Genomic DNA, 13471 nt, shown 5'->3' with positions numbered 1-13471 from the left:
AGAAACAGCCCATTACAGACTGACAATTCCTTTTGGGATAGGTTCTTAGTCGATCGTACAGAATAATGTCAAAATAATTAATCAGACAGACGAAAAATTATTTGGTTAAGTAAATTTAGATTGAATCACTCGATTCATTCATTGATTTTTTTATTTAAAATGTTATCAAATTCACATAATTATAAATATTAGGGTTTATTTTTGTTATTATTTTTAGCAAAATTTATAGTCTTTTAAATAAATTGTCATAATAGTTATACACTCAATTTATGAAGATTCTTACTCATCTCGATGCGGGGAGTAAGGAAGTCATCTACAATTTTGGAAGACTATTTAATGCTTTTACATATAATAGTTGCATGTATTGCAAAGGAAAAAACAATTTTATGAAAATTAAAACTCTTGTTGCAGTAGCAGTTTCTGCTGTAATTCTGACGGGTTGTAAGAATATTGATCAGGGAATGCTGGCTAAATCTGGAATGCAATTATTCCAGGCTGCGACGCTGAGTGATTCAGATGTCAAACAGTTAACTAACCAAACATGTAAAGAAATGGATGCACAGAATAAAATTGCACCAGCATCCAGCCAGTATACTAAACGTCTGAACAAAATTGCCAAAGCATTAGGTAACGAAGTTGGCGGTACACCGGTTAACTATAAAGTTTATCTGACTAAGGATGTGAACGCTTGGGCAATGGCTAACGGTTGTGTGCGTGTATACAGCGGCCTGATGGACATGATGAATGACAACGAAGTCGAAGGCGTTCTGGGTCATGAAATGGGTCACGTTGCACTGGGCCACTCTCGTAAAGCAATGCAGGTTGCTTATGCAGCAGTTGCAGCACGTACCGCAGCTGCATCAGCCGGTGGTGTGGCAGGGCAGCTGAGCAACTCTCAATTTGCCGCCATGGGTCAAAAACTGATCAACTCGCAGTTCTCACAGCATCAGGAAAGTCAGGCTGATGACTTCTCTTATGATCTGATGAAAAAACGCGGTGTCAAAACTGAAGGTTTAGCAACCGGCTTCGAGAAACTGGCTAAACTGGGCAGTGGTAAAAGCAGCATGTTTGATTCACACCCACCTTCACAGGAACGTGCTAAACACATTCGTGAGCGTATCGTAGCAGACAAGAAATAAAATGTTTGATTACTCAGTCCGGTTAGTGATCTGTTTGGATTTGGCAATTGATCAGATCGCAAAAATCGGACTGAGTTCTCTTTAGGTGCTCTATTGTCCTGAAATCTTATTCAGATTTTAACTATATGAACAATAGGATAATTTACTTCAATTTAGCAAAGCAGCGTGCTGCCGCGTCAATGGTACTCTGGATATCTTCATCGGAATGAGCGATGGACATAAAGCCTGCTTCAAACGCGGAAGGAGCCAGATAAACCCCCTCATCCAGCATTAGGTGGAAGAACTGCTTAAAGCGTTCAACATCACATTTCATGACATCCTGGTAGCAGGTGACACTCTCCGCATCGGTAAAGAAAATACCGAACATGCCACCAACGTGATTAACAACCAGTGGAATGCCGGCTTCTGATGCTGTGTTTTTAAATCCAGAAGCCAATTTTCCGGTCAGTTCGCTCAAACGCTGATGAACGCCCGCTTGAGCAACTTCTTTCAGGCAAGCCAGACCCGCAGCCATTGCGATTGGGTTACCAGAAAGGGTTCCTGCCTGATAAACAGGGCCGGTTGGTGCCAGCTTTTCCATGATCGCCAGACGACCACCAAAAGCACCGACAGGCATCCCGCCACCAATGATTTTACCAAGAGAAGTGAGATCCGGCTTAACATCGTAATATTCTTGTGCCCCGCCCAGAGCGACACGGAAGCCTGTCATGACTTCATCAATAATCAGCAGGGCACCGAACTCATCACACAGCTTACGCAGACCCGGCAGAAATTCCGGCATTGGTGGAATACAATTCATGTTACCTGCGACAGGTTCTACGATGATACACGCAATTTCTTCTGGATATTTTTCGAAGGCTTCGCGGACGGAATTCAGGTCATTGTAGACACAAGTCAGGGTATGCTTAGCAAAATCAGCAGGAACGCCCGGAGAGTTAGGCTGACCAATAGTCAGGGCGCCAGATCCTGCTTTTACCAGCAGACAATCAGCGTGACCATGGTAACAACCTTCAAATTTAATGATTTTATCACGTTGGGTATAACCGCGAGCCAGACGGATGGCACTCATGGTGGCTTCTGTACCTGAGTTCACCATGCGAACCATATCCATGGAAGGTACAAGTTCTGTTACCCGTTTTGCCATTTCTACTTCGGCAGCGGTTGGCGCGCCAAAACTTAATCCATGTTCAGCGGCTTCAATGACAGCATTGCGGATAGCCGGATGGTTATGTCCGAGCACCATCGGTCCCCATGAACCGACATAATCGATATAAGCGTTGTTATCGACATCATAAAGGTAGGCACCATCGGCACGCTCAATAAAGACAGGCGTACCGCCAACACCATTAAAAGCACGTACAGGTGAATTGACACCGCCGGGGATCACATGTTTTGCCTGAGAGTAAAGTGTTTCGGACTGGCTCATTAATTAAAGCTCCTGAAAGATAACGGTACAGATAGGGGTATGCCATTCTAAAGCACCCTAATGGGGAAGCCAAATAATGAGAAGGATTTACCTTGTTGCATTCGTGTGGCAAAACTTGAACGAATGAGTCAGGTATTGGATAATTGCCGACAATTGATCAGAAAGTGTAAAATGAACTTTCGAGAATTTTTACCGGAAAACCGGACTGGAGCAAAAATATGAGCGATGATGCTGGATTGCCTTTGCAGTTTACTGATGCTGCAGCCAATAAAGTCAAAGTACTGGTTGCCGATGAAGATAACCCGAATCTGCGCCTGCGGGTCTATATTACAGGTGGGGGCTGTAGTGGTTTCCAGTATGGTTTCACTTTCGATGACCAAATTAACGAAGGTGATATGACAATTCAGAAACAAGGGGTTGAACTGGTGATTGACCCGATGAGCCTGCAATACCTGGTAGGCGGTTGTGTGGATTATACGGAAGGGCTGGAAGGTTCTCGTTTTATCGTCACTAATCCAAATGCAAAAACAACTTGTGGCTGTGGCTCCTCTTTCAGTGTCTAATTGAAATTGTTTTCCATTGCAATAAATAGCCTCCTTTACAGGCGGCTATTTTGCAAAGTATTTTCAGTATCTTGATACCTATTCTTTTTTTCGATCCATAATTCGAAATTTGTCGTGTATATCTACGACGAAAGCAATTGTGGTTGGTGGGATTTTTTAAGAATACTGACCACTAAACCGGACATAATGAAAAACGCCCCTAGTGTGCCCATCCATCCTAATGTTTCCCCAATGAATACAAATGCGAACAGGGTTGAAAACAGCGGCTCGCTGGTTTCCGTAATCTGTACGCTACTCGCTTCTCCTTTCTCTACTGCTTTGGTTGTAAAGTAAAATCCGCCAATTGATGGCAAAAATACCAGCCCCAAAATCATCAGCAGAGCAATACCCGAAGGAATTTGCAATCCTTCATATATTGCAGGAATAGCAAGGAAGACAGTACCGAAACCAAACAGCCAGAGCAGTACTGATATCCCGCTGCCGATGTTCATCAGTTTTGAGAGAAAAATGAAGAGGGCGTATCCCAATCCACCCAACAGGGCCAGCACAATGCCGAGATAACTACTGGAAGTTTGTTCCGCGAAATTAAACAGGCAGTAAACACCGATGATGATGAACACAAATGATAAACATTTATTGAGTCCAATTTTTTCACCTAAAAACAGAGATGAAAGAATGAGTGTAATACCACCGGCCGCATAGACCAGAAAAGAGACTAATGGAACGGGTGCTTCTTTAAACGCCCAGGTTTCGAAAAAATACAGGCAAAAAATGCCAAAGAAGGCGAGGATGGCAAATTGCAGGCTCTTATGGCGTAAAGCAAAAAATGTACGTCGTTCAGAGGGCTTAATTAAGCAGTATACCAGCAGGATCAGGAAGGCAATAAAACATTTCCAGAATGCGACCTGATGGTGGCTGATCCCTGAATTCAGGCCGAAATGAGTCAGCACGCCGATAGTGCCATTAAGCGCAGCGGCAGTGAGAGCATAAAATTCAGCCCTCTGGTAAAAAGCGTTATTCATATTTTTGAGTCCATCCAAATAAGAAGCAGGACAACCGAATATTGTCCTATTTTGCTTGATTGTTGGAATAACTTAACTGCTTACAAAGTTGCTCTGTGGCTAGAATAACCCTTGGCCCTGCACGGCTAAACCAGTCATCATTGAGTGCGATGATTTTGATATTCATTTGTGGTTGCCAGAAATCTGCGATCCGTTGTTTATGCTCTTCCGTACCGCCCATTACTATTACTTCCGGTTTGCGGGTAAGTACTTGCTCACGATTAACCTGTGGCCACGGAACAGGGCTGTCAGCAAAAATATTTTTGCCACCGCATGTGGAGACAATCTCACTTTGAATAGTGTGATCAGATGACGTAAAAATAGGATTCATGCCAAACTGTAAAAATACCCGTTTAGGGGACTGGTTGGCATAATCCTGTTTTAATTGATTGAACGCCTGACGAATATCTGAAGCGGATTTCTTGGCTATATCGGGACTTGGGCTATAGTCAGCAAGACGCTCCAGCTCTGCCGCGACATCTTCTACTTTTTTCACATCAGAATAAAAAATCGGAATACCCAAAGCGGCCAGTTGTTCCAGCGGACGCTGGGGATTGCCACCACGCCATGCCAGAATCAGGTCAGGTTTCAGTGCGATAATCCGTTCTACATTAATGCCTTGCCAATCCGCGACTTGTTCCAGGTTTTTGGCTGCTTCGGGATAATCGGAGTAAGCACTGACTGCAATAAGCTGATCGCCCAGCCCTGCCGCGTAAGCAAGCTCTGTTGTTGATGGCGCAAGGCTGATAACGCGGGAAGCGGCGGCATAAAGTGGAGCACTGAAACCATATAAAAAGCTATATAAAAAACCATATAGAAGAAATGAAAAGGCCAGCCAAATAGATCGGTGAGGGGCAATGTTCAAAAATGATTTCATTATTCATGCTCCACTTTAAATGATGATTTACTGCTTGCTGAGTTCGGACAGCATGGCGTTGACCATCCGTGTGGATTCACGGGCGGCGATAGCCAAAAACTCATCAAAGCTGATATGGGATTCTTGATCGGCAACATCAGAGATGGCACGGACGACAACAAACGGGACTTTATATTGGTGGCAAACATGACCAATCGCTGCTGCCTCCATTTCAACCGCAGCGACTTTCGGGAAAGTTGCTCGAATACGTGCCAGTGGTTCTGAGCCATTGATAAAGGCATCACCGCTGCAAACCAGACCACGAATGGCATTCAGCTCAAGGGATTGGATACACTTTTCTGCCAGAGTGATTAATTGTTTATCAGCAATAAAAGCGGGTGGACATTGTGCCATCTGTCCTGATTCATAACCAAAAGCGGTAAGATCAGCATCGTGGTAGCGGACTTCTTCGGAAATTACGATATCCCCCACTTTCAACTTAGGGTCAAGGCCGCCTGCTGAACCTGTGTTGATCACGATATCTGGCTGGCAATGTTCAATCAACAAAGTGGTTCCAAGTGCCGCTGAGACTTTACCGATACCGGATTTCAGTAAGGCGATATCAACGCCATTCAGTTTGCCGGTATAGATTTCACAACCGCCTCGTGACAATATTTGCAGACCTTCAATCTGGTCACGCAATAGAGTCACTTCTTGTTCCATTGCACCTATTACGCCTACTTTCATTGTGTCATACTCGCTTATTAATGGGCTGATTTGAGTCGGGAAGTGTATCATTGAATAGTGATTTACCGGAGATTCCTATTCTAAATAATCGTTTCATTCGGCATGGGGGGATTAATGTCTAAGATTGATTTCAAACAGAAGCTGAATTACCAGCGTAAGTTCAGCAACGCTTCTATCCACCCTGATGATGAGGAACATGTAACTCGCCAATTTGAAAGTGATCGGGGGCGGATTATCAACTCAGCCGCTATTCGGCGATTGCAGCAGAAAACGCAGGTATTTCCACTTGAGCGTAATGCTGCCGTGCGTAGTCGGTTGACGCATTCTCTCGAAGTTCAGCAAATAGGACGTTATATCTCAAAAACGATTATTTCGGAGCTGACAAAACAAAATTTGCTGAAAAAATATGGGTTGAGTGAGCGGTTACTTGCCTTTGAAAGTCTGATAGAAATGGCCTGCCTGATGCACGATATTGGTAATCCCCCATTCGGCCATTTTGGTGAAGCGGCGATTAAAGATTGGTTTTCCCGCCGATTAGACCCTGATTATTCACTCAAAATGAAAGATCGGCAGGATGGTTGTAACGTCGCGGCATTGCTCCTGAGCGGTGACGAGAAAAAAGACTTATTCCGTCGGCAATTGCGCAAAGACTTATGCCAGTTTGAAGGCAATGCTCAGGCTATCCGTCTGGCGCATAATCTGCTCCGGATGAATCTCACTTATGCCCAAATAGGCTGTATCCTGAAATATACCGGCCCGGCATACAGTCTGGAAAGGAACCCTCTTGAATTCAGTTACCTCATGAAGAAACCGGGTTATTACTGGTCGGAAGATAGTTTTATTCGTGAGCTGAGAAAAGAGCTGCAAATGGGGGATTTTTGCCGCTTTCCCCTGACATACATTATGGAAGCCGCAGATGATATCTCCTATTGCATTGCGGATTTAGATGATGCTGTTGAAAAGGGCATCTTTAACGTTGATCAATTACTGGAATACCTGAAAAAAGAGTGGGATGAACAGGGGGGACACAGGAAAGGTGACTTATTCGAAGCCACGGTAATGCAAGCCCACAAAAAAACAACCAATAACGAAGCTCGTCGCAATATTCACGAACAGTTTTTTATGTACCTGCGGGTATTTATCACGGGGAAACTGGTTCCTTATACTGCCAGATTGTTTATTGAAAATTTACCCGAAATTTATGCAGGTACATTTAACCACGCCTTGTTGGAAGGGAAGGGAGATGAACACCGTTTGTTGAAAACCTTGAAAAATGTTACGCGTAAACGGGTTTTCAATCATCCTGAAGTGGAAGAGCTGGAATTGCAGGGTTACCGGATTATTAACGGATTACTGGATGTATATAGCCCTTTGCTGGAGCTGTCCCGGCAAGACTTTATCGAACTGAATCAGAATAATTTCCACAAAAAATATTTTATTGAAACGCGCTTGTTGCACAAACTTTCTGCGAAGCATCGTCTGGCTTATAGCGAATCGGTAGAAGGAATTGTTGCCACTGATGAAACTGAAAAAGATATACTCGAATTTTATTATCGGGCGCGTCTGATTCAAGATTATATCAGTGGTATGACAGACCATTATGCCTACGAAGAATACCGCAAGTTTATGGTAACTAAATAAGGGGTTTGGTGGCTCTGAATATATCAGGGGCTGCGGCAATTACGTGATTAATTTCATCCATAAACTCCAGCAATTCCGGCTCAAGATCGGCCAAAGCAATATCTTGTTGAAGTTGCTTTTCGACGAATTCGCAAATCGCTTTTAGTTTTGGGACACCGTTATAGCAACAGCTACCGTGTAATTGATGAACGCAGTGCTGAAAGTGTTTGCGAGGCAATTCGCCATCGTTAGATAAAGCCCGTTCAATCATGCTTTTCATCTCAGGCAAAGATTGTACCAGTATTTCCAGCATCTCTCGTGCCAATGATTCCTTGCCGGCGGCTTGTTGTAACGCTATACCCCAATCAATGACGGGTGGCTTTTTCTGCTGGCTGTGTTGATTCAGCAAGGCTTTCAGACGGTTTTCATCCAACGGCTTAGAAAGGCAGTCAATAAACGGCGCATTTTTTGCCTCACTACAAGCAAAGGCGGTGACGGCGATAATCGGTGTTTCTCTATGCTGAGGCAATTGATGGATCTGTTCAGAAGCTTGAATACCGTCCATATCAGCCATTTGAATATCCATCAAAATCAGATCCAGAGCGTGTTTTTTTGCTGTTTCCAACGCTTCCATGCCACTGCTGCACAGTAGGGTATTCTCAACTTGCTCATTTAATAGAGTGCCAATCAATTTTAAGTTTGCGGGATTGTCATCCACAGCCATTACAGTTATCGGTAAACGCGTTACTATTGAAGGAACGGGCACAAGCTTCGGTAGTGATCCGAATAAGCATTCTTCTTTTTCCAACCAGATATCAAAATAGAACACTGTGCCTTTGGCAATTTCACTGGTGAAATCAATCTCACCCTTCATCTCATTGACGAGTTTCTTGGTAATGCTCAGGCCTAGTCCCGTTCCTCCATAATGGCGGGTAATACTGGCATCTGCCTGATTGAAGGCTTGGAACAAAATCGGACGGTATTCCGGTTTTATGCCGATACCTGTGTCCGCTATGGAAAAATCAATCTGTACAAGGTGGTGCTGTTGCTGGCGTAATTTGATATTCAGTGCTACGTAGCCTTTATCGGTAAATTTAATCGCATTGCCAATAAGATTTGTGAGTATTTGTTGTAGGCGAATGGGATCGCCAATCATCAGATTAGGCAGTTTTTCATCAATATGATGATTCAATAGCAAATTTTTCACACTGGCAGCGGGAGTAAGTAATTCAATAACTTCATTGACGGTATCGCGCAGCAGAAAAGGGACTTGATCCAGCACCAATTTATTGGATTCCAGCCGTGAGAAATCCAAAATGTCATTGATGATTTTCAGCAGGTTGTTTGCTGAACGATCAATAACATACAGATATTCCATCTGTCGGGAGGTTATGGGGGTCTTTAACATTTGGCGGGTAAAGCCAATGACACCGTTGAGTGGTGTGCGCAATTCATGGGACATATTGGCCAAAAATTCGGTTTTGATCCTGACGGCCTCTTGTGCCCGCTTTTTGGCGATGGTCAGTTCCACATTCTGGATTTCCAACTGTTCCATTGTGATTTGCAGATCAGAAGTAGCTTGATCAATATGGAGCTGCATCTCGTTTTTATACTTCGAAAGCGATTCAGCCACGGTATTGATACCATTTTGAAGCGCGGCCAATTCTCCCGGCATAGCACCTGTCACACGGCTGTTCAACTGCCCTTGTCGAATGCGATCCACGGCTTTGACCATGCAGTTCAGGGGTTGGGTTACTTTGCGCACCAGAACATGAGCAAACAGGGCTGTTCCTCCCAGACACAGAATCAACAGGATAATGGCGGTGGCAATCTCTTTGTATTGCTGAAGCTGGGCGACGCGTAAATCCAAATCAATCGCGATATAACCGATGGGCTGAGTATTGCTGGAGGGATTGTCCTGCTGATTAGAAGGCTGTATTTCTGAGATAATCGGCATCTTCAGGATGATGCTATTGCCATACTCTGTCTTGGATAATGTCGTTGGGATCAGTTCATCGGGTGTGAGTCTCAGGTAATTGACATTATATTTGTTATTCGAAATATCAAATAATTTATGGTGTTCATCGAAAATCGCAATTGCCCTGACAATTTCAGAGTTACGGCGGTGCAGGCTGTTTATCAATGACTTGACGCGCCTGTGATTGTCCAGATTAATGCCAACTTCGCTGGCGATAGATAGGGGTTCAATAATGCTGATCCCACTTCGGACTATCAGGATCTTCAACTCGTAATAGCGGTATGAGATAAATGATATACTCACAAGCGTTCCGACCAGTAAAACAGGAACCAATATCAGGCTCATCATACGGGTGCGTAGGCTATATTTGGTCATAGGCGTCCATTGTGGGAAAATCATAACTCAATTTTTCAACGTCAGTCAGAATCATGGTGCAATTTTACTCCCCAAATCGTCGTTCCGTAAACCGAGGCATTATCTCCGTTGCCGCAGATAACCTTGATGCTCAAGGGCAAGGCATTGCCCATCATCAGGGAAAAACTATTTTTATTTCAGGGTTATTGCCGGGTGAGCAGGCTCAGATCCAACTGACAGAGGAAAAACGCCAGTTTGCCAAAGCTAAAGTAGTGAAACGGATATCAGACAGCCCGTATCGTGTGGCACCTCACTGCCCGCATTTTAAAGTGTGTGGCGGATGCCAGCAGCAACATATTGCCACAGAACTGCAAGCCAGTACCAAGGCCAGTGTGTTGGAACACCTTATCCGGCGGGAGACGGGTATTAATATCAGTGCACATCCCATCATCCACAGCCCTGAATATGGTTATCGGCGCCGTGCCCGGCTCGGCCTGCAATATAACGTCAAACAACGCACTTTATTGATGGGATTTCGCCAAAATCAGACCAATGATTTAGTGAATATTAACCACTGCCCTGTCATGCGCCCTGAATTGGAACAATTATTGCTGCCTTTATCTCAATGCCTGAATAGCCTGAACGCAGTTAAGCGGTTGGGACACGTTGAGTTGGTGCTGGCGGATAACGGCCCATTAATTGTATTGCGTCATCTTGATCCCCTAAAGTACGAAGATAAGGACGCCCTGCGCACTTTTTCGGTGCAGAATAATGTAAAAGTCTATTTGGCAGGTGATGAAAAGCAGCTTGAACCATTGATAGCAGAGCAGGCTGAGCCGTGGTATCAGGTCGATGGACTGAAATTGGTGTTCAGCCCGCGGGACTTTATTCAGGTTAATGATGAAGTTAATCAACAAATGGTAGCGCAGGCATTGGCGTGGCTGGATTTGCAGCCAACGGACAGAGTATTGGATCTGTTTTGTGGTATGGGGAACTTTACCCTGCCAATGGCTACTAAAGTACAGGCTGTGGTTGGTGTAGAAGGTGTTGCTGCTCTGGTTTCGAGTGGGCAATATAATGCTCAGCTTAATGAACTTAACAATGTCGATTTTTTTCATGAAAATCTGGAGTCAGATATTCACCAGCAGCCTTGGGCAGCGCTGGGATTCAATAAAGTGTTGTTAGACCCAGCCCGCGCAGGTGCCGCTGGCGTCATGTCACATATTGTAAAACTGGCTCCCGAAAAAGTGGTTTACGTTTCCTGTAACCCCACAACACTGGCGCGGGACAGCAAGGTTATGTTGGAGGCGGGTTATCAGCTTGTCAGTGTGCGGATGCTGGATATGTTTCCGCACACCGGTCATTTGGAGTCCATGGCGCTATTTATTAATTATTAGTTTTATTAGTCATTAGTCGCGTTAGTCTTAGTTGAGTTAGTTGTGAGCTAATTGTCAGTCGTGAGCCAAGGGCTATCGAGTAGGGAGAAATTATGGTTGCGGTAAGAAGTGCGCATCTCACACCGGCAGGTGAATTTGCTGTCGATAAGTGGATCGCAAGTTTAAATATTACTAACCCACAATCCAGTGAAAAATTGGCTGAAACATGGCATTACTGTCACGAAAAAGTCCAAAATCACCCCGATGCGGAATTGCTGTTGTGGCGCGGTGTGGAAATGGTGGAAATTTTGTCCACATTGAGTATGGACAATGACAGTATGCGCGCCGCGCTACTTTTTCCCATCCTTAATTCTAAGCTGATCGATAGCGAAACAGTGACGGAGACTTTTGGTAAGTCCATTACGAATCTGGTCAATGGTGTACTGGAAATGGACGCCATTCGTCAGCTAAAAGCGACACATACTGACTCTACTTGTTCAGCACAGGTCGATAATGTTCGCCGGATGCTGTTGGCAATGGTAGAAGATTTTCGCTGTGTCATTATCAAGCTGGCAGAACGCATTGCCCATTTGCGGGAGGTAAAGGATGCCAGTGAAGATGAGAGAGTACTGGCGGCTAAAGAGTGTTCCAATATCTATGCACCTCTCGCCAATCGTCTGGGGATTGGGCAGTTGAAATGGGAGCTGGAAGATTTTTGTTTCCGTTATTTGCATCCTGATGAATATAAAAAAATTGCCAAACTGCTGCATGAACGCCGGATTGATCGCGAACAATATATCGAGAAATTCATTACAACTCTGCGTAAGTACATGCTGAAAGAGGGAGTCCGCGGTGAGATATATGGCCGTCCCAAGCATATTTACAGCATCTGGAGAAAAATGCAGAAGAAATCCCTCTCTTTTGATGAGCTGTTTGATGTACGTGCTGTTCGGATTGTTGTCGAACGTTTGCAAGATTGCTACGCGGCTTTGGGGATAGTACATACTCACTACCGTCATTTGCCGGATGAATTTGACGATTACGTTGCTAACCCGAAACCGAATGGTTATCAGTCCATTCATACTGTCGTCTTGGGGCCAAATGGAAAAACCCTTGAAATCCAAATCCGAACCCGTCAGATGCATGACGATTCTGAACTTGGGGTAGCTGCCCATTGGAAATACAAAGAAGGCGCTGCGATTGGCGGTGGCAAATCTGGCAGTTATGAAAGCCGCATTGCGTGGTTGCGTAAACTGATCGCATGGCAGGAAGAAATGGCGGATACCGGCGAGATGCTGGATGAAGTGCGCAGTCAGGTATTTGATGATCGCGTTTATGTCTTTACGCCAAAAGGTGATGTGATTGACCTGCCAATCGGCTCTACGCCGTTGGATTTTGCCTACCATATCCACAGTGATGTCGGGCATCGTTGTATCGGGGCGAAAATCGGGGGACGCATTGTACCGTTCAGTTATCAGCTCCAGATGGGCGATCAGATAGAAATCATCACCCAGAAACAGCCTAACCCAAGCCGTGATTGGCTTAATCCTAACCTTGGCTATGTCACTACCAGCCGTGGTCGGGCGAAAATCCATAACTGGTTCCGTAAGCAGGATCGCGATAAGAATATTATTGCCGGTAGGCAAATGCTGGACAATGAGCTGGCGCATTTAGGGATCACGGTTAAGGAAGCTGAGAAAGAACTGATTGCCCGTTATAACGTCCATTCGTTGGAAGAAGTGCTGGCAGGCATTGGTGTTGGTGACATCCGTATCCACCAGTTGATGAATTTTCTGCAAAGTAAATTCAATAAAATCACGGCGGAAGAAGAGGATCGCGAAGCGCTTCGCAATCTGGAAAACAAATCCTATACACCGCACAATACAACCAGAGACAATGGCCGTATTGTCGTAGAAGGGGTGGGTAACTTAATGCATCACATTGCCCGTTGCTGCCAGCCTATCCCCGGTGATGAGATCATCGGGTTTATCACCCGTGGGCGCGGGATTTCCATCCATCGTTCTGATTGTGACCAACTGACAGAATTGGAAGCCAGTTCACCAGAGCGGATTGTTGATGCGGTATGGGGAGAAAGTTACTCCAGTGGCTATTCCCTTGTGGTTCGGGTGCTTGCCAATGATCGCAGCGGATTATTGCGTGATATCACAACTATCCTTGCCAATGAAAAAGTCAATGTATTGGGTGTCAGCAGCCGTAGTGATGTTAAGCAGCAGCTTGCCACCATTGATATGAACATTGAAATTTATAACTTACAAGTACTCGGGCGGGTATTGGCGAAACTTAATCAATTGCCTGATGTGATTGAAGCCAGACGTTTACACGGTAATTGA

At 44.8% G+C, this 13471-nt stretch carries 10 protein-coding genes; 5 read left to right on the top strand and 5 right to left on the bottom strand.

What is annotated here, in order from left to right; translation table 11 throughout:
* Positions 1–386: 386 nt before the first annotated feature.
* Positions 387–1139, top strand: a complete 753-nt coding sequence (gene loiP / locus AC5JQI_RS14605; protein ID WP_493912695.1) for a metalloprotease LoiP — start codon at positions 387–389, stop codon at positions 1137–1139.
* Between the two features lie 142 nt (positions 1140–1281).
* Here loiP and hemL read toward each other — a convergent pair whose 3' ends face one another.
* Complete coding sequence (hemL, locus tag AC5JQI_RS14600; protein WP_493912694.1) at positions 1282–2565, bottom strand: glutamate-1-semialdehyde 2,1-aminomutase; 1284 nt, start codon at positions 2563–2565, stop codon at positions 1282–1284.
* Positions 2566–2783: 218 nt separating this feature from the next.
* On the opposite strand from hemL, the gene erpA reads away from it, so the two are divergent.
* Entirely contained in the window at positions 2784–3128 is a 345-nt protein-coding gene (gene erpA / locus AC5JQI_RS14595; RefSeq protein ID WP_237385706.1) for an iron-sulfur cluster insertion protein ErpA, read from the top strand.
* A gap of 122 nt (positions 3129–3250) precedes the next feature.
* Here erpA and AC5JQI_RS14590 read toward each other — a convergent pair whose 3' ends face one another.
* Genes AC5JQI_RS14590 through mtnN form a run of 3 tightly spaced genes read right to left on the bottom strand, consistent with a single transcriptional unit; the run spans position 3251 to position 5792 of the window.
* Entirely contained in the window at positions 3251–4150 is a 900-nt protein-coding gene (locus AC5JQI_RS14590) for a DMT family transporter (RefSeq protein WP_323855813.1), read from the bottom strand.
* Between the two features lie 46 nt (positions 4151–4196).
* Positions 4197–5066 carry a vitamin B12 ABC transporter substrate-binding protein BtuF gene (gene btuF, locus AC5JQI_RS14585; RefSeq protein ID WP_493912693.1) on the bottom strand — a complete coding sequence of 290 codons (870 nt, stop codon included), beginning with the start codon at positions 5064–5066 and terminating at the stop codon, positions 4197–4199.
* A 27-nt stretch (positions 5067–5093) separates the two neighbouring features.
* Positions 5094–5792, bottom strand: coding sequence for a 5'-methylthioadenosine/S-adenosylhomocysteine nucleosidase (gene mtnN, locus AC5JQI_RS14580; protein WP_275384449.1), 699 nt, complete (start codon positions 5790–5792; stop codon positions 5094–5096).
* Positions 5793–5906: 114 nt separating this feature from the next.
* Between mtnN and dgt the strand changes: the two genes are divergently transcribed.
* Positions 5907–7433 (top strand): dGTPase, encoded by a 1527-nt coding sequence (gene dgt, locus AC5JQI_RS14575; protein ID WP_493912692.1) that lies wholly within the window; start codon positions 5907–5909, stop codon positions 7431–7433.
* On the opposite strand, the gene AC5JQI_RS14570 is transcribed toward dgt, so the two are convergent.
* A complete protein-coding gene (locus AC5JQI_RS14570) occupies positions 7426–9765 on the bottom strand; it encodes an ATP-binding protein (protein WP_493912691.1) in 2340 nt (779 codons plus the stop codon). The genes dgt and AC5JQI_RS14570 overlap by 8 nt on opposite strands.
* Before the next feature lie 53 nt (positions 9766–9818).
* On the opposite strand from AC5JQI_RS14570, the gene rlmD reads away from it, so the two are divergent.
* The gene (gene rlmD / locus AC5JQI_RS14565) at positions 9819–11141 is read left to right on the top strand and encodes a 23S rRNA (uracil(1939)-C(5))-methyltransferase RlmD (RefSeq protein WP_493912690.1); all 1323 of its coding nucleotides are present in this window, start codon (positions 9819–9821) and stop codon (positions 11139–11141) included.
* A gap of 92 nt (positions 11142–11233) precedes the next feature.
* The gene (relA, locus tag AC5JQI_RS14560) at positions 11234–13471 is read left to right on the top strand and encodes a GTP diphosphokinase (RefSeq protein ID WP_237385699.1); all 2238 of its coding nucleotides are present in this window, start codon (positions 11234–11236) and stop codon (positions 13469–13471) included.

It is taken from the genome of Xenorhabdus sp. XBWT (assembly GCF_059072735.1).
The sequence above is the reverse complement of the archived record's forward strand: the minus strand, read 5'-3'. Positions and strand labels throughout refer to the sequence as shown.

Excerpts from the sequence above, each read along its gene's own strand:
- loiP (WP_493912695.1), top strand. The coding sequence starts at position 387 with ATGAAAATTAAAACTCTTGTTGCAGTAGCAGTTTCTGCTGTAATTCTG.
- hemL (WP_493912694.1), bottom strand. The coding sequence starts at position 2,565 with ATGAGCCAGTCCGAAACACTTTACTCTCAGGCAAAACATGTGATCCCC.
- erpA (WP_237385706.1), top strand. The coding sequence starts at position 2,784 with ATGAGCGATGATGCTGGATTGCCTTTGCAGTTTACTGATGCTGCAGCC.
- AC5JQI_RS14590 (WP_323855813.1), bottom strand. The coding sequence starts at position 4,150 with ATGAATAACGCTTTTTACCAGAGGGCTGAATTTTATGCTCTCACTGCC.
- btuF (WP_493912693.1), bottom strand. The coding sequence starts at position 5,066 with ATGAAATCATTTTTGAACATTGCCCCTCACCGATCTATTTGGCTGGCC.
- mtnN (WP_275384449.1), bottom strand. The coding sequence starts at position 5,792 with ATGAAAGTAGGCGTAATAGGTGCAATGGAACAAGAAGTGACTCTATTG.
- dgt (WP_493912692.1), top strand. The coding sequence starts at position 5,907 with ATGTCTAAGATTGATTTCAAACAGAAGCTGAATTACCAGCGTAAGTTC.
- AC5JQI_RS14570 (WP_493912691.1), bottom strand. The coding sequence starts at position 9,765 with ATGACCAAATATAGCCTACGCACCCGTATGATGAGCCTGATATTGGTT.
- rlmD (WP_493912690.1), top strand. The coding sequence starts at position 9,819 with ATGGTGCAATTTTACTCCCCAAATCGTCGTTCCGTAAACCGAGGCATT.
- relA (WP_237385699.1), top strand. The coding sequence starts at position 11,234 with ATGGTTGCGGTAAGAAGTGCGCATCTCACACCGGCAGGTGAATTTGCT.